The organism is Streptomyces sp. CRN 30, from assembly GCF_034105845.1.
The window spans coordinates 1-22,845 of record NZ_JAVRHI010000223.1 but is presented as its reverse complement, the minus strand read 5'-3'; the positions used below and the strand labels follow the sequence as shown (position 1 = coordinate 22,845).

Genomic DNA, 22,845 nt, shown 5'->3' with positions numbered 1-22,845 from the left:
GAGCCCGATGTCAGCAGCCGCAACCGAGGGTCCGCTCGTCGTCGGTGTGGACACATCCACCCAGTCCACCAAGGCCCTGGTCGTCGACGCGTCGACCGGACGGGTGGTGGCGAGCGGGCAGGCGCCGCACACCGTCTCCTCCGGCGCGGGCCGGGAGAGCGATCCGCGGCAGTGGTGGGACGCGCTGTGCGCGGCCCTCGACCAGTGCGGCGACCTCGCGCGCGAGGCGGCGGCCGTGTCCGTCGGAGGCCAGCAGCACGGGCTGGTGACGCTGGACGCGCGGGGCGAGCCGGTACGCCCGGCGCTGCTGTGGAACGACGTGCGGTCGGCGCCGCAGGGCCGCCGGCTGGTGGAGGAACTGGGCGGGTCGAAGTGGTGGGCCGAGCGCACCGGGAGCGTGCCGGCCGCGTCCTTCACGGTCACCAAGTGGGCCTGGCTGGCCGAGCACGAACCCGAGTCGGTCCGCGCCACCGCCGCCGTGCGCCTGCCGCACGACTACCTCACCGAGCGCCTGACCGGGCAGGGCACGACGGACCGCGGTGACGCCTCGGGGACGGGCTGGTGGTCGTCGGGGACGGAGGCGTACGACGAGGAGATCCTCGGGCACGTCGGGCTGGACCCCGCGCTGCTGCCGCGCGTCGTCCGGCCGGGCGAGGTGGCGGGCACCGTGCGGGACGCCCATGACCTGCCGTTCGCCAAGGGCACGCTGGTCGCGCCCGGGACGGGGGACAACGCGGCGGCGGCGCTCGGTCTGGGACTGCTGCCCGGCGCCCCGGTGCTGAGCCTCGGCACTTCGGGCGCGGTGTACGCGGTGTCGACGCGCCGCAGCGCCGACCCGACGGGCACGGTGGCGGGCTTCGCGGACGCGCGCGGCGACTGGCTGCCGCTGGCCTGCACCCTGAACTGCACGCTCGCCGTGGACCGGGTCGCCGCGCTGCTCGGCCTGGACCGTGAGGCCGTCGAACCGGGCACGAGCGTGACCCTGCTCCCCTACCTGGACGGCGAGCGCACCCCCGCCCTGCCGCACGCCTCGGGCCTGCTGCACGGGCTGCGGCACGACACGACGGCCGGTCAGCTGCTCCAGGCCGCCTACGACGGCGCGGTGCACGCGCTGCTGGGCGCCCTGGACCTGGTGCTCGACGAGGACGCGGACCGCTCCACGCCACTGCTGCTCATCGGCGGGGGCGCGCGGGGCACGGCGTGGCAGCAGACGGTACGGCGACTGTCGGGGCGTCCGGTGCAGGTGCCCGAGGCCAAGGAGCTGGTGGCGCTCGGTGCCGCCGCCCAGGCCGCGGCCCTGCTGACCGGCGAGGACCCGGCGGCGGTCGCCCGGCGCTGGGACACCGCCCGCGGGCCCGTGCTGGAGGCCGTGGAACGGGACGACACGACGCTGACCAGGATCTCCGGGGTACTCTCCGACGCGGCGCCCCTGCTGGCGCGGGAGCCCGGCGGCAACTGACGCGCCGGCGCGCGTCCCTGCCCGGCTCCCCCGGTCACCGGGCACGTCCGGCCGCAGCGACGGAACAACCGGACAGCAGGACAACGGAATGACGGAGTGACGGAGTGACGGAGTGACGACGGAGGCATGACCGCACCGCTGCACGAGGCCCATCCCACGAGTCCCGGCCGCAGGCTGCCCGACACACAGGCGGGCATGCGGCGCCGCAACCTCTCCCGGGTGATGCACACCGTCAACGCCGAGGGGCCGCTGTCCCGTGCCGCCGTCGCCTCGCGCATCGGCCTGACCCGGGCGGCGGTCTCGACCCTGGTGGACGAGCTCATCCGCGCGGGACTCCTCGACGAGCTGGGGCCCGAGCGGCCGGGGCGGGTGGGGCGGCCGGGTTCGGCGCTCGCCCTCAGCGGGCGCGGACCCGCCGGCATCGGTGCCGAGGTCGGCGTCGACCACCTGGCGGTGTGCGCGGTCGACCTGCGCGGGGAGGTACGCGCGCGTGCCGTGCGGCATGCCGAGAACCGTGGCCGTCCGCCCGGACCGGTGCTCGCGGAACTGGCCGCGCTGGTACGGCAGGTGATCGACGGGGCCGAGCGGGAGGGGATGTGGCCGGCCGGGCTGGCGGTGGCCGTGCCCGGGCTGGTGGCGCGGGACGCCCGTACGGTGGTCCGCGCGCCCAACCTCGACTGGCACGACACAGACCTCGGTGCGCTGCTCCCCGGCGACCTGCCGCCGCTGCCGCTCACCGTGGACAACGAGGCCAACTTCGGCGGGCTCGCCGAGCTCTGGCTCGGTGCGGGCGTCCCCCATGACTTCCTGCACGTCTCGGCCGCGGTCGGCATCGGTGCCGCCCTGGTCGTGGACGGCCGGCTGCTGCGCGGCACCCGCGGGTTCGCGGGCGAGCTGGGACACGTACCGGTACGGCCGGAGGGGCCGGCCTGCGCCTGCGGCGGGCGCGGGTGCCTGGAGCAGTACGCCGGCAAGGAGGCCGTCCTGCGGGCGGCCGGGCTCGAACCCGGCGAGGACCGGGTGGGTCTGCTCGCCGAACGCGCCGCCGAGGGCGACAAGGACGTACGGCGTGCCCTGCGGGGTGCCGGTACCGCGCTCGGCATCGCGCTGACCGGCGCGGTCAACCTGCTGGACCCGGAGACGGTCGTGCTGGGCGGCGCGCTGGCCGGCCTGGCGCCGTGGCTGCTGCCTCCGCTGGAGCGGGAGCTGACGCGGCGCACGACGGGGCCCGCCCGCGCGGTGACCGTGTCGCGGCTGGGGCCCGAGGGGCCGCTGCTGGGCGCGGCGCACTCGGTGGTGTGGGGCGTGCTCGACGATCCGGCGGCGGTGGCCGGGCGGCCGTAGGGCCCGGCGCAGGACGGTCCGCCCGGTACCGGACGAACGAAACCACGTACCCGGGCGCATGAAACCGCGGCGCCCCTCCTGGCGTGATCACTGTCGTAACGCCGAACGTTCGTGCCATGCCATGAGCCCGGCCCAGGAGAGGCGGACCCCGTGGAGCGCTCCAGCCCGTCACCCGGCAGACGACGCGTACTGCGGGGTACCGCCCTCGCCGTGCTCCCGTACGCGCTGCTCCCCGGCCCCCGGGCGGGCGATCGCCCCCGGGCCCCCGACCATCCGTCGGGTGTCTGGGAACCGGCCTCCCCGTCCAACCGGACGGCGGCCGAGGGCCCACAGCCCCGCTCCGTCGACCTCGTGGTGATCCACGTGACGCAGACGACGTACCGCAACACCCTGTCCGTCTTCCGCGACCCGGCGAGCGCGGTGTCCGCGCACTACCTCGTACGGTCCGCGGACGGGCTGGTGGCGCAGTGCGTGCGGGAGCGCGACATCGCCTGGCACGCCGGCGACTGGGCCCACAACACGCGCAGCGTCGGCATCGAGCACGAGGGCTGGGTGGACGAGCCCGGCTGGTTCACCGACGCCCTGTACGAGCGGTCGGCCCGGCTCACCGCGGCGATCTGCGACCGGCACGGCATCCCGAAGGACCGCGCGCACATCATCGCCCACCACGAGATACCGGGCACCGACCACACGGATCCCGGGCCGCACTGGGACTGGCCGCGCTACCTGCGGCTGGTCGGCTCCGTCCGACGGCCGTGAGGGCCGTGCGACAGCCGTACGGATCGTGCGACGGCCGTCGCCGGGCCCGTGTGACGGCCGTCGCCGCCGTGCGAGGGCTGCTGCACCTGTCTTGTCCCGGTCCCTGGCGGGAGTGACGATGGAGGGAGCCGCAGCGCAGTCCGGGGAGGCCGGGTTGACCGATCCGTGGGTGGCCCTGGAGCCGGGGGCCGATCCCGTCGCACGCGTACGGGCCCTGCGCCGCGCCCACGACAGGTTCACCGGGGGCGGCGCGGTGGAGCGGTCCGTACGTGCCGTGGTGGCCGACTCGTGGCGGCGGTCGGCACGGGCGGGGGTCGGCCCGGACGGCAGCGCCGGCGTGGAGCTGACGGACGGGGACCTCGGTCCCTACCGCGCCGAGCACCCGCTGGCCCGGGTGATGCCGGTGGTCCGCGAACTGCTGGGCACGTTCGCGGCGGACGGCGCGCACCTGCTGGCGGTGTGCGACGCGCAGGGCAGGCTGCTGTGGGTGGAGGGGCACCCCACGACCAGACGGCGGGCGGACCGGATGAACTTCGTGCCGGGGGCCCGCTGGGCGGAGAGCGCGGTGGGCACGAACGCGCCCGGCACGGCGGTCGCCCTGGGCCGGCCGGTACAGGTGTTCGCGGCCGAGCACTTCATCCGGCAGGTCCAGCCGTGGACCTGCGCGGCGGCGCCGATCCACGATCCGCGCACGGGACGGGTGCTCGGCGCGGTCGACCTCACCGGGGGCGACGGCCTCGCGCATCCGCACAGCCTCGGTTTCGTGCAGGCGGTGGCGCGGGCCGCGGAGTACCGGCTGGCGCTGCAGACACCGCCCGGGACGTCGCACCGGACGTCGGACGACGTGCTCGAACTGACCGCACTGGGCCGCGCCGAGGCCCGGCTGCTGGTGGGCGGCCGCCGCATCCGGCTCAGCCGGCGGCACAGCGAGATCCTGGTGCTGCTCGCCCGGCACCCGGAGGGGCTGACCGGCGAGGCGTTGCTCTGTGCGCTGTACGAGGACGAGTCGGTGACGCCGGTGACGCTGCGCGCGGAACTGGCCCGGCTGCGCAGGCTGATCGGCCCCGGGCTGCTGGTGTCCCGCCCGTACCGGCTCACGGCCGCGGTCGAGTCCGACGTCGCCGTGGTGGAGCGCAGGCTGGAGACCGGAGCGGTCACGGCCGCGGTGACGGCGTACGGCGGTCCGCTGCTGCCCGGTTCGCAGGCCCCCGCGGTGGTGCGGCTGCGGCACCGGCTCGCCGACGCGCTGCGCACGGCGCTCGTCGCGCGGCGCGACCCCGACCTGCTGGCGGACTGGGCGCACGCGCCGTGGGGCGAGTCGGACCTCGACGTGTGGCAGGCGCTGGCCGCGGCCCGGCCGACGGCGGCGGTGCGCTCGCGGCTGGCGGAGCTGGAGTCCGAGCTGGCGGCGCCCCCGGGGTGGTGGCGCCCGGCGGGGGCGGACCGCCCCGCCCGTCCGGAGCGCCGCTGACGGCGCAACGTCCCCGCAACCTCCCCCTCCCTAACATCGCGCCCGGAGCCGCCCGACGGCGGGCGGCGTGTTCGCGGGAGGCAGGCCCCATGACGCGTTACGCGGCACCCGGTACCGACGGCGCGATCGTCACGTACAAGGCGCGCTACGACCACTTCATCGGCGGTGCGTACGTGCCACCGGCGGGCGGCCGGTACTTCGAGAACCCGAGTCCGGTCAACGGGCAGCCCTTCACGGAGATCGCGCGGGGCACCGCCGAGGACGTGGAGCGCGCGCTGGACGCGGCACACGCGGCGGCGCCGGGCTGGAGCCGTACGTCCGTGGCGGAACGCGCCGGCGTCCTCAGCCGGATCGCCGACCGGATGGAGGCGAACCTGGAAGCCCTGGCGGTCGCCGAGAGCTGGGAGAACGGCAAACCGGTCCGCGAGACACTGGCTGCCGACATTCCCCTGGCGATCGACCACTTCCGGTACTTCGCGGGGGCGATCCGCGCACAGGAGGGATCGCTCGCCGAGCTCGACGACGACACGGTGGCGTACCACTTCCACGAACCGCTTGGCGTCGTCGCGCAGATCATCCCGTGGAACTTCCCGATCCTGATGGCGACGTGGAAGCTGGCACCGGCCCTCGCCGCGGGCAACGCGGTGGTCCTCAAGCCCGCCGAGCAGACCCCGGCGTCGATCCACTTCTGGCTCGGCCTGGTCGCCGACCTCCTCCCCCCGGGCGTACTGAACATCGTCAACGGCTTCGGCGTGGAGGCGGGCAAACCGCTGGCCTCGAGCCCGCGGGTGGCGAAGGTGGCGTTCACGGGCGAGACGACGACGGGGCGGCTGATCATGCAGTACGCCTCGGAGAACATCACCCCGGTCACGCTCGAACTCGGCGGCAAGTCCCCCAACATCTTCTTCGACGACGTCTGGGCGGCGGACGACGACTTCCGTGACAAGGCGCTCGAGGGCTTCACGATGTTCGCCCTCAACCAGGGCGAGGTGTGCACCTGCCCGTCCCGGGCGCTCGTCCAGCACGGCAGCTACGCCGACTTCCTCGATGCTGCGGTCGCCCGCACGGAGCGGATCAAGGCCGGGCATCCCCTCGACACGGACACGATGATCGGCGCGCAGGCCTCCAACGACCAGCTGGAGAAGATCCTGTCCTACCTGGACATCGGCCGGCAGGAGGGCGCCAGGGTCCTCACGGGCGGCGAACGCGTCGAGCACGAGGGCGAACTGAAGGGCGGCTACTACGTGCAGCCCACCATCTTCGAGGGCGACAACCGCATGCGGATCTTCCAGGAGGAGATCTTCGGCCCGGTGGTCTCCGTGACGTCGTTCCAGGACTTCGACGACGCGATGATGATCGCCAACGACACGTTGTACGGCCTCGGCGCCGGCGTCTGGACACGCGACATGAACACCGCCTACCGCGCGGGCCGCGCCATCCAGGCGGGCCGCGTCTGGACGAACTGCTACCACGCCTACCCGGCGCACGCGGCGTTCGGCGGCTACAAGGGCTCGGGCATCGGGCGCGAGACGCACAAGATGATGCTGGACCACTACCAGCAGACGAAGAACCTGCTGGTGTCGTACTCGCCGAAGCGGGTGGGCTTCTTCTAGACACGTGTGAGAAGGGCGCCTGACCAGGGCGGTCGCCCGTCAGGCGCTCTCCGAGGCGTGCAGCTGAGCGGTGCGTCGAATTACGTCCGCTCCACGAGGCCGCCGACGAGGGCTGGAGCCACGGCCTGCCTTCCGAGGGCCCTTGCTCCGACGCCCGCACCCGTGCCCCCCCCCCAGGAAGTGCGGCCCAGCCGCCGGTCGAGTGCGGCACCTCCGTCGGGGCAGTTCCTGCGGACGGGGAGACAAGCACGGGAGCTCCTGGCGGACTGGTGCTTGCGGTCGTGAACCCGTCCACCCGGAGCGGTGGCTCCGTCGAGGATCTCCGGGTCGGCAGGATCAGTCGCTGACGGCGCGTCAGGATGTTGAGCGGGGCCCGTGCCGCTCGTCCGACACGTCGAGCGACGGTCTCACCCGGCTCCGCGCGTGCGCGGGCTCAGGCGTGAAGCGTTCGGCTGTTCCCGCACACGGTTCCCGAGCAGCGTCGCGGGACAATGGGAGCATGCCTCATCTCTGTGCCCCACACCATGATGATGTCCGCATGCTGATCGTCGAGGACGAGACGGAGCTGTCGGATCTGCTGTCCGCCGCCTTCGCCGAAGCAGGGTGGCGGCCCTTCGTCGCCGGCGACGGACACAGCGCCGTCCGGCTCGCCCGAGGATGTGAGCCGCATGCCGTCGTGCTGGACCGCATGCTGCCCGACTCCGACGGCCTCCACGTGCTGCGCCGGCTCCGGGACCACAACGCCCAGCTGCCCGTTCTGCTGCTCACCGCCCGTGACGCGCTCCCGGACCGCCTGGAGGGCCTGTCGGCCGGAGCTGACGACTACGTGACCAAGCCCTTCTCTCTGGAGGAGGTGATACTGCGGCTGCGCGCGCTGTTACGCCGCTCCGGTGCGGACAACGGCGCTCCTCCCGCGCGGGAGCCGGTGCGCGCGCTCGGGGACCTGACGCTGTCCGAGCGCAGCCGCGAGGTGAGGCGAGGTGGCACACCCGTCACTCTCACGGCCAAGGAGTTCGACCTGTTGTGGTTCCTGATGGGCAGTCCCCGGCAGGTGTTCAGCAAGGCGCAGCTTCTCGACCACGTGTGGAACAGCTCGTTCGACGGCGAGGGCAACCTGGTCGAGGTGTACATCTACAGCCTGCGGTCGAAGATCGACAAAGGGCGGGCGCCGATGATCCACACCGTGCGTGGGGTCGGCTACGTCATCAGGCCGGCCGCGAGCGAGGCGCCGTGCTGACCCCTCGCGGCGGCCGCGGGGCGGACGCGTCCCGCAGACACGGCAGCCCCCTGCAGACACGACTGGTGATCTGTGTGTCGGCGGTCCTGGCCGCCGTCTGCGCGGCCATGACGACCGCCACCGTGCTCGCACAGAACAGGTTCGTGCTCGAGAGTCTGGACCAGTGCGTCGACGAAGTCGTCGAACGCAACCGGGACGCCCTGCGCATCCGCAGCGACAGCGCCACCCACCTCGGCTTCCTCGACGACCTGCCCGGGCAGTCGGCCGGAGCGCTCGCGGCCCGCTACGACTCCTCCGGCCGGGTTCTCGCCGCTGCGGTGGTGAGTGACCAGGGCACCAGGCGCTCCCTCTCCGCGGAGCAGCGGGCGGCACTGAACGGCATCACTCCGGACGGCTCCGCGCACACCCGCGACATTCCCGGTCTCGGCGCGTACCGGTTGATCGCCCTCGACGACGTCACGGTGCCGGTGCTCGCCGGGCTGCCCATGGACGACGCAACTGAGCTCATCGACCGCCTGGTCGCGGTGGAAACACTGATCGCCGTGGCCGGGCTCGTCACCGCGGCCGGTGCCTGTGCCGTCATCGTGCGACGGCAGTTGCGTCCCCTGAGCCGGGTCGCGGCCACGGCCGCCGACGTCGCCCGGGTGCCTCTGCACCGCGGTGAGGTCGGCGGGCTCAGCCGAGTCCCGGCCCTCGCCACCGGTCCGGACACCGAGGCCAGCCAGGTGGGCGTCGCCCTCAACCGCCTGATCGAGCACGTGGAGAGCTCGATCACCGAGCGGCAGCACACGGAGGAACGCATGCGGCGCTTCCTCTCCGACGCGAGTCACGAACTGCGCACGCCGCTCGCCTCGATAGCCGGGTACGCCGAGCTCATGGTCAGCGGTACCCGGCGGATCGAGCCGGCACTGGCCTGGAGGCGCGTCGCGGCGCAGTCCCTGCGGATGAAGGGGCTGGTCGAGGACCTGCTCCTGCTCGCTCGTCTCGACGAAGGACGCCCTCTGCGCAAGGCAGGGGTGAACGTCGCGACCTTGGTCGCGGAGGCCGTGTGGGACGCCCGCGCCGCCGGCGGCGACCACCTGTGGCAGGTACTCCTGCGGGTGAGCCCTTCGGCCGAGGTCGTCGGCGATCCCGTACGCCTCCATCAGGTACTGGCCAACGTACTGGCCAACGCCCGCATGCACACCCCGCCCGGGACGAGGATCACTGTCACGGCGGAGATCGCGGAAGCCCACTGCGTCATCCGGGTCCACGACGACGGTCCCGGCATCCCCGACGCACTGCTGCCGACGGTGTTCGAGCGTTTCACCCGGGTCGACACCGGCCGCTCACGCACCGCCGGCCGAGCGGGCGGCAGCGGTCTCGGACTGGCGATCGCCGCCGCGATCGTCCGGGCGCACGACGGCCGTATGAAGGTCCGCAGCACGCCGGGGGACACCGAGTTCACCGTGCTGCTGCCCCTCACGGAGCGGCTTCCAGCCGACTCGGACGTACGTGGTCCGGATTCCCGGACCGCTCTGAAAACCCCAGCTCAGAGCGAGTACTGAGAGCACGGACGACGGGTCACGAGCAGCGGGACGCGGTCCGTTTCAGTTGCGCCTCAGGTAGGTCCATGACAGTGAGCCGCCCAGGCCGGTCTAGGACGACCCGCCCGTACCGAGGGAGCCGAGGGACCATGCCCCAGGAGAAAGAAGCGGAGCCGAAGAGGAACGCGTCCCGCCGACAGGTGATCGTCGCCGGCGGAGCCGCCGTGGCCGTGGTCGGCGCAGGCGGTGCCCTGGCCGTCGCACGAGACACCTCCGCGGACGCGTCGGCGATAGCGGCGCAGAACACCGGTTCGGAAAGTGCGGAGGTCTGCTACCGACTGAGTTCGCAGGCCATGGAAGGTCCCTACTACATCGACGCGGACAAGATCCGTACCGACATCACCGAGGACAGGGAGGGGATTCCCCTGACCCTCAGCATCAAGGTCATCGACTCCGTGACATGCCGTCCGGTGCGTGGCGCGGCAGTCGACATCTGGCACTGCGACGCGCTGGGTCTCTATTCCGGATACGAGGACAGCAGCTCGCCCCCGCCCGGCGGGGCCCCGTCCGCAACACCGACAGCCACACCCACGGGCGACCCCGGCGAGCACCAGGAGCCCACCGACGACAGGCGCTACCTCCGCGGGACCCTGCGCACCGGTCATGACGGCCGGGTCCGCTTCGTCACCGTCTTCCCGGGCTGGTACCCGAGCAGGGCCGTGCACATCCACGCCAAGGTGCATGTGGACGGAGTCTGGACCAAGGGCGGCTACGAAGGTGGCCGCACCTGCCACACCGGGCAGCTCTACTTCGAGGAGGAGGCCGTCCGGGCCTCAGCCGAGGTGGAGCCGTACTCGGCCAACGACACCCCGCGCGTGACCCTCGCCGAGGACACGATCTACGACCAGACCGGCACCACGGGCGGCTTGCTCACCCTCAAGTACCACAAGAGGAACATCAGCAAGGGTGTCTCCGCCTCCATCACGGTAGGAGTGGACCCGGACGCCGTGGACGACGGTGACGACGGCTGACTGCCCGGCGGTCCGTCCTCGCCCACAGCCCCCACATCGGCGTGACGTGACCTACGGGGCAGCGTGAGCCGGCCGTGCGGTCCGTCGACGGAGAGCGACGACCGCACGGCCACGCGCACAGGGGCGCCGCGCTCACAGAGCCGACGCGCCTCCGCCCGCCGGCAGCACTTCCGCATCATCCTCGTCGTCGGCCGCCGCACCCATGACGGTCACGGGCGACGGCCGTACCGAACTCGACCCCAGGGCAGGCGACCATGACCGACCGCCACGCCGAACAGCTCGCCCGGGCCGCCGTTCTCGCGCTGACCGAGCAACTGGCCCTGGCCCCCAAGCCCGGTCTGCCCGACCCGCGTGACCTGGCCGCCGGCTCCGGCACGCTCGATCATCTCGCGCTGCGCTGGTCGGCGAAGGCGCTGACACCCGGGCTCACGGCGATGGCCGCCGCAGCCGCCCGCACCGGGCACCCCACCCCCCGACTGCGCGCCGAACTGGGGGCGATAGGGAGAAGTACCGAACACTCGGTGCGTCTGGCCGGAGGTGGTCACCAGGGTGCCCTGTGGGTTCTCGGCCTGCTCGTCGCAGCCGCGGCGCTCGACCCGTCCGCCACCGGTGAGGAGGTCACGGCGACCGCCCGCCGGATCGCCGCGCACCCCGACCGCAGGGCCCCACGGCGGCCCACTCGGGGGTCAGCCATGTCGGTCAAGTACGGAGCGGCGGGGGCACGCGGCGAGGCACAGGCCGGTTTCCCCCATGTGCGCAGCGCCCTCGCGGTGCTCTTGGCCGCCCGCCGCGCCGGGGCCACCGAGCCCCAGGCACGCCTCGACGCCCTGCTGACGGTGATGTCGACGCTGCGCGACAGTCAGCTCCTGCACGCGGCCGGGCCGCTGGGACTGCGCCAGGTCCACGCACAGGCCCGCGCCGTGCTGGAAGCAGGAGGCACGGCGACCACCGCGGGAACCGAGGCGCTGGCCGCCATGGACGCCGACCTCCACGTACGGGGATGGAGCCCGCGTGGCAGCGCCGGGCTCCTCGCGGGAGCCTTGTTCCTGGACTCCCTGCCCCCTCCCGCCTCGTCCGCGAGTTCCGCTGCCGGGGCTCTCCGACCGTCGCCCGACGTCACGCGCCCTGCGGGGTGACGGCGCCCGCGGTGACCAGTGCCTCGTGCTGTCTCCGGCCGGACCGCACCGGGACCGGAGCCCTGCGCTTCGGCAAGCCGATGGTGCTGCTGCCACTGTTCCGGGAGCAGTACGACAACGCCCGGCGGACGGACGAACCGGGCTTCGGCGTCCGGCTGGACATGTACCGCTTCTCGGACGGAGAACCGACGGGGCCGTACGGCGCGACTGCCCGCGGACGGCCGTCCGCGGGACCGGATGACCGGCGTAAGTGAGGAGATCCGCCGCCGGGGCGGCGTGCGCACTGCGGCGGACCTCGTCGAGCAGGCCGCGGAGCCGCACGCCGCCGCTTCCGCCGTCGCCTCGATCCGCCGGTGGTGGCAGGCCCGCGGCCGGCCCGACTGTCCGGCCGCCACCCGTCTGCTGATCGCCTGAGCGCCAGTACGTCTTCGTCGGCGGCGGGGGTCGAGTCGTACGGTCGCTGGACCACCCAGCCGATGGATCACCTGTCCCGCTTTCCAGGTACCGTCAGGGTATGAGCCATCCGCACCCCGACCTCAAAGCCGCTCCGCCCCTTCCCGAAGGAGGGCTGCGGGTCATCGCCCTGGGCGGCCTGGGTGAGATCGGCCGCAACATGACCGTCTTCGAGCACGCGGGCAAGCTGCTCATCGTCGACTGTGGCGTGCTGTTCCCCGAGGAGACCCAGCCCGGCGTGGACGTGATCCTGCCGGACTTCACCGCGATCCGGGACCGGCTGGACGACGTCGTGGCCGTGGTCCTCACCCACGGCCACGAGGACCACATCGGCGGCGTGCCGTACCTGCTGCGCGAGCGGTCCGACATTCCCGTCGTCGGCTCCGAGCTGACGCTGGCGTTCCTGGAGGCCAAGCTCAAGGAACACGGGATCCGGCCCCGCACGGTGCGGGTGCGGGAGGGCGACCGGCGTGGCTTCGGTCCCTTCGACTGCGAATTCGTAGCGGTCAACCACTCCATCCCCGACAGCCTCGCGGTCGCGATCCGCACCCGGGCCGGCATGGTGCTGCACACCGGCGACTTCAAGATGGACCAGTTCCCCCTCGACGACCGCATCACCGATCTGCGCGCCTTCGCCCGCCTCGGCGAGGAGGGCGTGGACCTGTTCCTCACCGACTCCACCAACGCCGAAGTACCCGGCTTCACCACCTCCGAGCGAGAGCTGAACCCGGCGATCGAGCAGGTCATGCGCACCGCGCCGCGCCGCGTCATCGTCTCCAGCTTCGCCAGCCACGTGCACCGCATCCAGCAGGTGCTGGACGCCGCCCACCAGCACGGCCGCAAGGTCGCCTTCGTCGGCCGGTCCATGGTGCGAAACATGGGCATCGCCCGTGACCTCGGCTACCTGAAGGTCCCCTCCGGCCTGGTCGTGAGCACGAAGGAGCTGGAGAAGCTCCCGGACCACAGGATCACTCTGGTGTGCACCGGCTCCCAGGGCGAACCGATGGCCGCGCTGTCCCGGATGGCCAACCGCGACCACCAGATCCGCATCGGCAAGGGCGACACCGTCCTGCTCGCCAGCTCCCTCATCCCCGGCAACGAGAACGCCATCTACCGGGTGATCAACGGACTCACCCGGTGGGGCGCCCACGTGGTCCACAAGGGCAACGCCAAGGTGCACGTCTCCGGGCACGCCAGCGCCGGTGAGCTCGTCTACTGCTACAACATCGTCAAGCCCCGCAACGTCATGCCCGTGCACGGCGAGTGGCGCCACCTGCGGGCCAACGGCGACCTCGCCATCCGTACCGGTGTCGACCCCGAGCGGGTAGTCATCGCCGAGGACGGCGTCGTCGTCGACCTGGTCGACGGGCGTGCGTCCATCACCGGCAAGGTCCCCGCCGGCAACGTCTACGTGGACGGCATGGAGGTCGGCGGCGCCACCGAGGCGTCCCTCAAGGACCGCCTCACCCTCGCCGCCGAAGGCGTGGTCACGGTGGTGGCGATCGTCGACGCGGACACCGGCGCCCTCACCGAGCCCCCCGACTTCCTGGCCCGGGGCTTCGTCCACGACGACACCACTTTCGAACCGGTCATCCCCGTCATCGAGAAAACCCTGGCCACCGCGGCCGGGGAAGGCGTCGGGGACGCGCACCAACTCGAACAGCTCGTCGCTCGCGCCGTGGCGAACTGGGCGTTCCGCACCCACCGCCGTCGCCCCCTCATCATCCCCGTCATCATCGACGCCTGAGCCTCGCGCGCCGGCCCGGGGCGCTCCTTCGCCGGGGAGCGATGACCGCACGGCCACGAGCACGGGGCCGACGAACCTGACTCCAGTGCGGGCGACCACGACCGACCGCCACGCCGAACAGCTCGCCCGGGCCGCCGTTCCCGCACTGACCGGGCAACTGGCCCTGGCCCCGAAACCCGGTCTGCCCGACCCACGTGACGTGGCCGCCGGCTCCGGCGCCCTCGGCCATCTCGCCGGCAGAAGCGCCCTAAGCCCTGAGCCGGTTGCCCGGAGGCGTCGTCGGAAGCCTCCGGGCGACCCGGCACAGGGGGACTTCGTTCGTGTGGCGGGCCCTGTCAGGTGCGGGTCCAGCGCTGGTTGCTGCCGTTCGAGCAGGAGTGGAGCTGGACCAGGGTGCCGTTGGCGGTGCCGCCTCCGACGGCGTCGAGGCAGAGGCCGGACTGGACGCCGACGACGGTTCCGTCGGAGTTGAGGCGCCATTTCTGGTTGTCGCCGCCCCAGCAGCTGTAGATCTGGACTCTGGCGCCGTTGCCGGTGCCGGCGGCGTCCAGGCACTTGTCGCCGTAGACCCTGAGTTCACCGGCGTCGGTGTACGTCCACTGCTGGTTGGCGTTGCTGTGGCAGTCCCAGAGCTGGAGCTGGGTGCCGTCGGCGGTACTGGCGTTGGGCACGTCCAGGCAGCGGCCCGAACCGACACCCTTGACCTGTCCACCGTCCGCGGGGGGCGTGGAGGTGTCACCGCCGTTGAGTGCGTTGAGGACGGCGCTGTAGGCGGGCTTCTTGCTGCCGTCGTTGTTGAACAGCAGCGGCGTGTCCTGCGCTCGCCAGGAGTCGCTGTCGCGCACGCCCCAGACGGTGACGCCGAGGCAGCGCGGGACGGCCAGGCAGTCGTTGGTCACGTTGGCGTAGGTCGTGGGAGAGGCGCCCTGGATGTCGAGTTCGGTGACGGCCACGTCGACGCCGAGGGCGGCGAAGTTCTGCAGGGTGGTGCGGAAGTTGCTGTGGTAGGGGCTGCCGCTGTTGAAGTGCGACTGGAAGCCCACGCAGTCGATCGGCACGCCGCGCTGCTTGAAGTCCCGGACCATGTTGTACATGGCCTGGGTCTTGGCCCAGGTCCAGTTCTCGACGTTGTAGTCGTTGTAGCAGAGCTTGGCGGCCGGGTCCGCTGCGCGCGCGGCGCGGAAGGCGACCTCGATCCAGTCGTTGCCGGTGCGCTGCAGGTTCGAGTCGCGCCGGGCTCCCGAGCTGCCGTCGGCGAAGGCCTCGTTCACCACGTCCCACTGGACGATCTTGCCTCTGTAGTGGCCCATCACGCCGTTGATGTGGTCGATCATCGCCTGGCGGAGTGCGCTGCCACTGAGGCTCTGCATCCAGCCGGGCTGCTGGGAGTGCCAGGCCAGGGTGTGACCGCGCACCTGCTTGCCGTTCTGCACCGCCCAGTTGTAGACGCGGTCACCGGCGGTGAAGTTGAACTGGCCGCGCTGCGGTTGCAGGGCGTCTATCTTCATCTCGTTCTCGGCCGTCACCGAGTTGAACTCACGGTTCGCGATCGACGTGTACGTCGAGTCGCCCAGCCTGCCCGCGGCTATGGCGGTACCGAAGTAGCGGCCGCTCTGCGCCGCCGCGGCGCCGAGCGTGCTCTCGGCGGCGTGCGCGGCCGACGGCGCGACCAGTGCGGTGACCACACCGAGGACGCCGACGAGCAGCGCCAACAGCAGACCGCGGATCTTCTGTACTGTTCGGCGGACAACGGGTGCGGGGCGGGCATACGAGCCCATGACTGTGCCTCCAAGGCCGGGATCGGTGAAGGACTGAAGCGCAGGGAAACGCGTCGTACGTCCCTGCCCGGCCGATGGACGCGGCCGTCCGGTGACGTACGGCGGGGGTGACGCGGAGCGCTGTGGAGCGCGGATCCGTCGTGCAGCCGTGCAGGGGTCCGCCGTGCGGCACTGATCGCCCAGGGCAGACGTGGTTCGGCGTTTCGAACTGTGGCCGGTTTCCCAGACAGGATGATTGAGGTAGTGACGAAAGCCGTCAACACCTTCCGCAGAAAAAGTTTCCGTTCTTTGATCGAAACTTTCGGGATCGCGTCGAGCCGGACGGAAAACCTGTCCCTGTGCTGGCGGTTTGCACGACGAACTTGGTGACAGGCCTTGACCTGAGGGCCCTGCATTTCTACCTTGTGGCGTCGAAGCTTCCGGGAATTCCTCGAAACATTTCGAGATCGCCTCTCTCCCCTGGCACGACTGCTCCGCAGTTCATCGAGGTCACCTCACCCCCACCCCCCGAAGGAGGCCCTCCGATGTGGTTCCACCACCCGTCACCGGTCCGTCCGAGACGCTTGCTCGCCCTTCTGGCGCCCTTGCTGCTGGTGGCCGCCTTCCTCGGCGCCCAGCCCGCCGGCGCGGCGACCGTGGACCCCAACGCCTCATACGTGCTGGTCAACCGCAACAGCGGCAGAGCCCTCGACGTCTACAACATGGCGACCGGCGACGGCGCCCGGATCACCCAGTGGACCCGGAACGATCAGAACCAGCAGCAGTGGCAGTTCGTCGACGCGGGGGACGGCTACTACCGCATCAAGTCCCGCCACTCGGGAAAGGTGCTGGACGTCCACAACTGGTCCACCGCGAACGGCGGCTCGATCGTCCAGTGGACCGACCTGAACGCGGCCAACCAGCAGTGGCGGCTGTCCGACAGCCCGGACGGCTACGTGAGGATCGTCTCGCGCCACAGCGGCAAGGCCCTCGAAGTGCAGGGCGCCTCCACCGCCGACAACGCGAACATCGTCCAGTACGACGACTGGGGCGGCGCCAACCAGCAGTGGCAGCTCGTCCGGGTCGGGGCCGACGACCCCGGACAGTGCGATCTTCCGTCGACGTACCGCTGGACGTCGACGGGCGCACTGGCTCAGCCCAAGCAGGGATGGGTCTCGCTCAAGGACTTCACCGTCGCCCCCTACAACGGCAGGCAGCTCGTCTACGCGACCACGCACGACACGGGGACGAGCTGGGGCTCGATGAACTTCGGCCCGTTCACCAACTGGTCGGAGATGGCCTCGGCCAGTCAGAACACGATGTCGAGTGCCACGGTCGCGCCCACGCTCTTCTACTTCGCGCCGAAGAACATCTGGGTGCTCGCCTACCAGTGGGGCGGGACGGCCTTCTCCTACCGGACGTCGAGCGATCCCACCAACCCGAACGGCTGGTCGTCCCCGCAGGTGCTCTTCTCCGGAAGCATCACCGGCTCCCCGACCGGGCCCATCGACCAGACGCTCATCGGTGACGGGACGAACATGTACCTGTTCTTCGCCGGTGACAACGGCAAGATCTACCGGGCCAGTATGCCGATCGGTAACTTCCCGGGCAGCTTCGGCACGGCCTCGACCGTGGTCATGAGCGATACGACGAACAACCTGTTCGAAGCCCCGCAGGTCTACAAGCTGCAGGGCCAGAACCGCTACCTCATGATCGTCGAGGCGATCGGCTCGCAGGGCCGCTACTTCCGCTCCTTCACGGCCACCAGTCTGAACGGCTCGTGGACACCCCAGGCCACGACCGAGGGCAACCCCTTCGCCGGCAAGGCCAACAGTGGCGCCACCTGGACCAACGACATCAGCCACGGCGAACTGCTCCGCACCGGCCCCGATCAGACCATGACCGTCGACCCCTGCCACCTGCAGCTGCTCTACCAGGGGCGCAGCCCCAGCTCGGGCGGTGACTACCCCCTCCTGCCCTACCGTCCGGGTCTGCTGACACTGCAGCGCTGACGGCACGACACGCGGGTCCGGCTCCGGCAGGGAGCCGACGTGGCGGGCTCGGCGGAAGCCGGGCCCGCTCGACCCGCTTGACCCGCTCGACCCGCTCGATGGCGAGGGCGGCGGCCCGGCAGCCGCGAGCCGGCTCACCGCGTCATTGCGAAGGAATGCGGAACTCGAATGCGGGCCGGTCCCACGGTACGGCGGGTGGGTTCGCGCGTACGGTTCCGGTTCGCACCGCACCGACGCGGTGGTAGAAATCCGCGGCGGGGAGGTGGGACACGACCGTGACATGGTCGAGTCCGGCGGCACGGGCCTCGGACCGCATGTGGGCGACGAGCAGTCGTCCGATGCCCCGTCCCTGCGCTTCGTCGGCGACGAACAGCAGGTCGAGTTCCGGTGGGTCGAGGACGAGCGAGTAGAACCCGAGCACCCGGCTCCCCTGCTCGTCGGCGCCGACGGCCACGAAGACGCGGTGGGCCTCGATGTAGTCGGGACCGACCCGGTAGCCCGCTACTGCGGCCGCGTACTTGCCCCGGTAGGCGCCTGAGCCACGCACGAGCCGGGTGAGCCGTCTGGCGTCCCCCGCGACGGCCCTCCGTATCGCGATCGGCCGGCCGCCCGGGGAAGTGCGTGAACCCATCGGAGAAGTATTTCGCACCGGCGAACGCGTTCGTGCGGCGGGCCGCCGTCGCGTCCGGGGTATTGACGCTCGATGAAACAAGTCAATACTTTCAGTATCTTCGACTCATCGACTCCGGGTGCCGGTCGACGTGGCAGCCGTCCGCTTCTCCGACCTGCTCACTCACGCGCCGCGGGCTGGTGGTCATGATTCCGACGGGAGGGACCACCCATGAGCCGTTACAGCCGGCTCCGCCGCATCCAGCAGATGGATCCGCTCCAGGACCACGAGCGGATCTACCGGTGGATCACCCACTACGAGTTCCCGCGCGACTATCTCCACGGGACGTCGATCGCCTTCCTGCGCGACTACGGCGTCCCGCGCATCTCCCGGCTCCTGGACCGCACCCAGGAGTTCGAACGGGCCGGTCAGAAGCGGTACGACGACACGGTGCTGATCACGTACGAGATGGTGCGGGAGGGGATGGACTCGGAGCACGGCCGGGCGGCCGCCCGCCACCTGAACCGCATACACGGGCGGTACCGGATCCCCAACGAGGACTTCCTCTACGTCCTGGCCACCACGGTGGTGGGGCCGAAGCGGTGGATCGACCGGTTCGGCTGGCGGCGCCTGTGCGCGCAGGAGACCGAGAGCCTGGCGCTGGTGGGGCGGCGGATGGGCGAGATGATGGGCATCACCGGCGTGCCCGACACCTATGCCGCCTTCGAGCGGCTGCACGACGACTACGAGCGGGAGATGTTCGCCTACGATCCCGCCAACCGCAGGGTCGCCGCGGCCACCCTGCGCGTCCAGGCCGCCTGGTACCCGGCCCCGGTACGGCGGCTGGTCTCCCGGGCCTCGCTGGCCGTCCTGGACGAACCCCTGCTGAGGGCGCTCGGCTTCCGCCCCGAGCCGCGCTGGCTGCGGGTCGCCGTGCACCGTGGCTTCCGCACCAGGGCCGCGCTGATCCGCCTGCTGCCCGGGCGGCCGGAGTGGTTACCGCGCAGGCCCAGGGCGCGCACCTACCCCTTCGGCTGGACCCTGGACGACCTGGGTCCGCACTGGGCGCACTCCCGTCCGGCGGCCCCGCTCCGGGACGAGACGCCGCCGGAACGTTCCTCCGCGCCGGTGCGGCCGTCCGCCGCCGGATCTCCCCGTCAGGAGACCCGATGACCGACACCACCGCGGCCGCCGCACCACGCGCCGCGACCTTCACCACGCACTCCCCCGCCACCGGCGAGCCCCTCGCCGAGCACCCGGTGCACGGACCGGAGGAGGTCCTGCGCGCCGTGGCCCGGGCCCGGACCGCGCAGGCCGGCTGGGCCGCGCTGCCCGCGTCCGGGCGCCGTGACCACCTGCTGCGCTGGAAGAGGGCCCTCGCCACCGACCTGGACGCCGTGGCCCGCACGATCGCCGAGGAGACCGGCAAGCCGGCCGGCGACGCCGCGCTGGAGGTCGTCCTCACGCTGGAGCACCTGGGCTGGGCCGCCCGCACCGCCGGACGCGTGCTGCGCCGGCGAACGGTGCGCACGGGTGTGTTCGCCGTCCACCAGCGGGCCTCGCTGGTGCACCGGCCACTGGGCACGGTCGGCGTGATCGGCCCCTGGAACTACCCGCTGTACACCCCGATGGGCTCCATCGGTTACGCCCTGGCCGCGGGGAACGCGGTGGTCTTCAAGCCGTCCGAGCTGGCCCCGGGAACCGGGGTCCTGTCGGCCGAGCTCTTCGACGCCGCGGTGCCCGAGTACGCCGGGCTGCTCACCACCGTCACCGGCGCGGCGTCCACCGGGGAGGCCCTCGCCCGGTCGGGGGTCGACAAGCTGGCGTTCACCGGGTCGCCGGGGACGGCCCGCAAGGTGATGGCGGTGTGCGCCGAGACGCTGACGCCGTTCCTCGCCGAGTGCGGCGGGAAGGACGCGGTGATCGTCACCGCGGACGCGGACCTGGACGCGGCCGCCGACGCGATCGTGTGGGGCGCGATGGGCAACGCGGGGCAGACCTGTGCGGGGGTGGAGCGCGTGTACGCGGTGCGGGAGATCCACGCGGCGCTGTGCGAACGGGTGGTCGAGCGGGCCGGGGCGTTGCGCCCGGGTGCCGGGGCGGACGCCGCCTACGGCCCGATGACGCTGCCGGGGCAGGTCGCGGTCGTCGAGCGGCATGTGACCGGTGCGGTCGCGGCGGGTGCGCGGGCCCTGCTGGGCGGGCCCGGGTCGGTGCGCGCTCCGTACGTGGCACCGGTCGTGCTGACCGGCGTTCCGGAGGACGCGGCAGCGATGACGGAGGAGACCTTCGGGCCGGTCGTGGCGGTCAACGCGGTGGCCGACGTGGACGAGGCGGTGGAGCGGGCCAACGCCTCGCGCTACGCCCTGGGCGCCGCGGTGTTCTGCCGTGGCGGACGCGCCGGTGCGGCGATCGCGGCGCGGCTGCGCGCGGGGGCCGTGTCGGTGAACTCGGTGCTGGGGTTCGCCGCGGTGCCGGCGCTGCCGTTCGGCGGTGCGCGGGACTCCGGCTTCGGGCGGATCCACGGCGCGGAGGGGCTGCGCGCCTTCACCGACGTGCAGTCGACGACGGTGCAGCGGTTCGCCCCGCCGGTCGCACTGACCTCCTTCACGGTTCCGGAGGCCACGCGGGAGCGCGCGGTGCGGCTGGCGCGGGCGCTGCACCGGCGCCGCTGAACGGCCGGGCGGCGCCCGCCGGCCGTACCCCGTCGCGAGCGGACGGTCCGGCCGGTCAGGCGTCCAGCAGCGGGGCCAGGTAGCGGCGGGCGAAGGCCCGGGCCTGGTCCTCGTCCTCCATCTCGATGCAGCTCGCGGGGTTGAGCAGGAAGGACACGGCGACCCGCACCATCAGCTCGGCGACCGGACGCGGGTCGTCGTCGGGGCGGCCCTCGGCCTGTTGGGCGCGTCGCAGGTGGACCGTCAGGTACTCGACGGTGACGGAGAGCGTGGATGCGCCCTGCACGGTCAGGTGGGGCAGCACCACCTCGGGCTCCAGGCGCAGCAGGCCGCCGAAGAGCGGATGGGCGCGGGTGTGGCGCAGGGCGGTCACGAAGCCCTCGACGACCCGCTCCTTCATGGTCGGCAGCGGCGCCACCGCCGAGTCCAGCCGCTCGAAGAACCGGCCGAGCTCGCGCAGCAGGGTCTCCTCGACCAGCTGGTCCTTGGTCCGGAAGCGCCGGTAGACGGTGACCCGGGAGACACCGGCACGCTTGGCGACGTCGTCCACGGAGGAGCGGCGCAGGCCCAGCAGGGTGAACTGCTCCAGTGCCGCGTCGAGGATGCGCCGCGCCATGCGGTCCTCCGGCTCCGGCGGGGCGAGGGCCCGGGTGAGCCAGGAGTCGTTCGTGTCAGTTCTCATGGTGCTCCTCACGATACCGGCGAACATCTCCCTGAGAGATAGTGAAACAACTAGCATATCTTTGTCACTCACCGGCTCACCCGACTCACCTGCTTGCGCGTACCCGACCGAACCGCCGAACGGCACCCGGATCCCGGAGGACCTGATGGGCAGTCGACTCACCGAGGAACAGATCGCTTTCGCCGCGGCCGTACGCGATTTCGCCAAGCGCGAGTGCGGCACCCGGGAGCAGCGTGACGCGCTGACCGGGGGCGGCCGGGACGACCACCACCCCGGGCTGTACGGGAGGCTGGCCGGCCTGGGCTGGCTCGGGGTGTGCCTGTCCGAGGAGTACGGGGGTTCCGGCGGCGGGCTGGCCGACGCCTGCCTCTTCCTGGAGGAGACCTCGTACGGGATGGTCCCGTGCGGCGGGTTCGTCACCACCGTCATCACCGCGAAGGCGTACGAGCGGTTCGGCACCGAGCGGCAGCGGCGGGAGGTGCTGTCCGGCGCCGTGCGCGGTGACGTCCTGTCCATCGCGATGTCGGAGCCGGGGGCCGGGTCGGACGTCGGCGCGCTGCGCTGCCGGGCCCGGCAGGAGGGGGACGGCACCTGGGTGATCGACGGTCAGAAGACCTGGATCTCCAACGCACACTGTGCGCGGAGCATCCTGCTGGTGGCGCGCACCGGCAAGGACAAGCACGGCGGTCTGACCATGTTCCACCTGCCCGCCGACGCCCCGGGCGTGGAGGTGCGGGGCATCGAGACCATGCGCGGCCGGGAGGTCAACGACGTCTTCCTCACCGGCGTACGGCTGCCCGCCGACGCCGTCGTCGGCCGGGTGGGCGACGGCTGGCGGCAGTTGATGGCCGGCCTGAACCACGAGCGGCTCTTCCTGGCCGCGAACATGCTGGGCCTGGCGCGCCGCGCCTTCGACGACGCCCTCGCCCACGTCCGCGAACGTGAGCAGTTCGGACGGCCCGTCGGCTCCTTCCAGGCGTTGCGGCACCGGATCGCCGATCTCGCCACCGAGATCGAGTGCACCCGGCTGCTGGTCCGCGAGGTGGCCCTGGACTGCGACGCGCAGCCGGACCGGCTGTTCCCGCGCGAGGCGTCCATGGCCAAGCTGAAGGCCACCGAGATCGCCAAGCGGACCGCGCTGGAGGGCATGCAGATGATGGGCGGCTACGGCTACACCACGGAGTTCGACATGGAGCGCCACCTGCGGGCCGCGGTCGTCTCCACGGTCTACGGCGGGACCAGCGAGATCCAGCGGGACGTCATCGGCAAGACCTACGGACTCTAGGACCGCGGATGGGAGGCGGCCGCCCACCCCGTACGGGGTGGGCGGCCG

The 22,845-nt window shown here is 72.1% G+C and carries 18 protein-coding genes and 1 pseudogene; 16 read left to right on the top strand and 3 right to left on the bottom strand.

All coding sequences use genetic code 11. From position 1 onward, the window contains the following. Positions 1 to 7: 7 nt before the first annotated feature. The 12 genes and pseudogenes from xylB (at position 8) to UW392_RS24010 (ending at position 13,776) form a co-directional block, all read left to right on the top strand. Positions 8 to 1,459: a xylulokinase gene (gene xylB / locus UW392_RS24065; protein WP_320777181.1), complete on the top strand. Its 1,452-nt coding sequence runs from the start codon at positions 8 to 10 to the stop codon at positions 1,457 to 1,459. 126 nt (positions 1,460 to 1,585) lie between these two features. Continuing rightward, positions 1,586 to 2,803 carry an ROK family transcriptional regulator gene (locus UW392_RS24060; protein WP_320777180.1) on the top strand — a complete coding sequence of 406 codons (1,218 nt, stop codon included), beginning with the start codon at positions 1,586 to 1,588 and terminating at the stop codon, positions 2,801 to 2,803. 150 nt (positions 2,804 to 2,953) lie between these two features. Continuing rightward, the gene (locus UW392_RS24055) at positions 2,954 to 3,562 is read left to right on the top strand and encodes a peptidoglycan recognition family protein (RefSeq protein WP_320777179.1); all 609 of its coding nucleotides are present in this window, start codon (positions 2,954 to 2,956) and stop codon (positions 3,560 to 3,562) included. Positions 3,563 to 3,680: 118 nt separating this feature from the next. Further along, positions 3,681 to 5,033, top strand: coding sequence for a GAF domain-containing protein (locus UW392_RS24050; RefSeq protein ID WP_320777178.1), 1,353 nt, complete (start codon positions 3,681 to 3,683; stop codon positions 5,031 to 5,033). A gap of 89 nt (positions 5,034 to 5,122) precedes the next feature. Next, positions 5,123 to 6,646 (top strand): aldehyde dehydrogenase family protein, encoded by a 1,524-nt coding sequence (locus tag UW392_RS24045; protein ID WP_320777177.1) that lies wholly within the window; start codon positions 5,123 to 5,125, stop codon positions 6,644 to 6,646. Positions 6,647 to 7,184: 538 nt separating this feature from the next. After that, positions 7,185 to 7,883, top strand: a complete 699-nt coding sequence (locus tag UW392_RS24040) for a response regulator transcription factor (RefSeq protein ID WP_320777176.1) — start codon at positions 7,185 to 7,187, stop codon at positions 7,881 to 7,883. Next, positions 7,877 to 9,430, top strand: coding sequence for a sensor histidine kinase (locus tag UW392_RS24035; RefSeq protein ID WP_320777175.1), 1,554 nt, complete (start codon positions 7,877 to 7,879; stop codon positions 9,428 to 9,430). Before UW392_RS24040 ends, UW392_RS24035 begins: the two co-directional genes overlap by 7 nt. A 128-nt stretch (positions 9,431 to 9,558) precedes the next feature. Further along, positions 9,559 to 10,440, top strand: a complete 882-nt coding sequence (locus UW392_RS24030) for an intradiol ring-cleavage dioxygenase (RefSeq protein ID WP_320777174.1) — start codon at positions 9,559 to 9,561, stop codon at positions 10,438 to 10,440. Positions 10,441 to 10,694: 254 nt separating this feature from the next. Further along, positions 10,695 to 11,576, top strand: a complete 882-nt coding sequence (locus UW392_RS24025; RefSeq protein WP_320777173.1) for a triphosphoribosyl-dephospho-CoA synthase — start codon at positions 10,695 to 10,697, stop codon at positions 11,574 to 11,576. A gap of 11 nt (positions 11,577 to 11,587) precedes the next feature. Continuing rightward, entirely contained in the window at positions 11,588 to 11,830 is a 243-nt protein-coding gene (locus UW392_RS24020) for a hypothetical protein (protein WP_320777172.1), read from the top strand. A gap of 70 nt (positions 11,831 to 11,900) precedes the next feature. Continuing rightward, positions 11,901 to 11,984 (top strand): annotated as a pseudogene (locus UW392_RS67050) (ISAzo13-like element transposase-related protein); the annotation flags it as partial. A gap of 106 nt (positions 11,985 to 12,090) precedes the next feature. Further along, positions 12,091 to 13,776 carry a ribonuclease J gene (locus tag UW392_RS24010; protein WP_320777171.1) on the top strand — a complete coding sequence of 562 codons (1,686 nt, stop codon included), beginning with the start codon at positions 12,091 to 12,093 and terminating at the stop codon, positions 13,774 to 13,776. Positions 13,777 to 14,111: 335 nt separating this feature from the next. Here the strand turns inward: UW392_RS24010 and UW392_RS24005 are convergent, their stop codons facing one another. Further along, the gene (locus UW392_RS24005) at positions 14,112 to 15,554 is read right to left on the bottom strand and encodes an endo-1,4-beta-xylanase (protein WP_320777170.1); all 1,443 of its coding nucleotides are present in this window, start codon (positions 15,552 to 15,554) and stop codon (positions 14,112 to 14,114) included. 524 nt (positions 15,555 to 16,078) lie between these two features. Between UW392_RS24005 and UW392_RS24000 the strand changes: the two genes are divergently transcribed. Then, positions 16,079 to 17,545 carry a non-reducing end alpha-L-arabinofuranosidase family hydrolase gene (locus UW392_RS24000; protein ID WP_320777169.1) on the top strand — a complete coding sequence of 489 codons (1,467 nt, stop codon included), beginning with the start codon at positions 16,079 to 16,081 and terminating at the stop codon, positions 17,543 to 17,545. Positions 17,546 to 17,687: 142 nt separating this feature from the next. Here the strand turns inward: UW392_RS24000 and UW392_RS23995 are convergent, their stop codons facing one another. Beyond that, on the bottom strand, positions 17,688 to 18,176 hold the full coding sequence (locus UW392_RS23995) for a GNAT family N-acetyltransferase (protein WP_320777168.1): 489 nt from the start codon (positions 18,174 to 18,176) through the stop codon (positions 17,688 to 17,690). Positions 18,177 to 18,386: 210 nt separating this feature from the next. Here UW392_RS23995 and UW392_RS23990 point away from each other — a divergent pair, with 210 nt between their 5' ends. Together UW392_RS23990 and UW392_RS23985 are read left to right on the top strand one after the other, a co-directional pair. Then, positions 18,387 to 19,328, top strand: a complete 942-nt coding sequence (locus UW392_RS23990; RefSeq protein WP_320777167.1) for an oxygenase MpaB family protein — start codon at positions 18,387 to 18,389, stop codon at positions 19,326 to 19,328. Continuing rightward, the gene (locus UW392_RS23985; RefSeq protein ID WP_320777166.1) at positions 19,325 to 20,830 is read left to right on the top strand and encodes an aldehyde dehydrogenase family protein; all 1,506 of its coding nucleotides are present in this window, start codon (positions 19,325 to 19,327) and stop codon (positions 20,828 to 20,830) included. The genes UW392_RS23990 and UW392_RS23985 overlap by 4 nt, the downstream gene beginning before the upstream one ends. Before the next feature lie 55 nt (positions 20,831 to 20,885). On the opposite strand, the gene UW392_RS23980 is transcribed toward UW392_RS23985, so the two are convergent. Then, positions 20,886 to 21,512 (bottom strand): TetR/AcrR family transcriptional regulator, encoded by a 627-nt coding sequence (locus UW392_RS23980; protein WP_320777165.1) that lies wholly within the window; start codon positions 21,510 to 21,512, stop codon positions 20,886 to 20,888. Between the two features lie 145 nt (positions 21,513 to 21,657). Here UW392_RS23980 and UW392_RS23975 point away from each other — a divergent pair, with 145 nt between their 5' ends. Further along, positions 21,658 to 22,797 (top strand): acyl-CoA dehydrogenase family protein, encoded by a 1,140-nt coding sequence (locus UW392_RS23975; RefSeq protein WP_320777164.1) that lies wholly within the window; start codon positions 21,658 to 21,660, stop codon positions 22,795 to 22,797. Positions 22,798 to 22,845 lie beyond the last annotated feature (48 nt).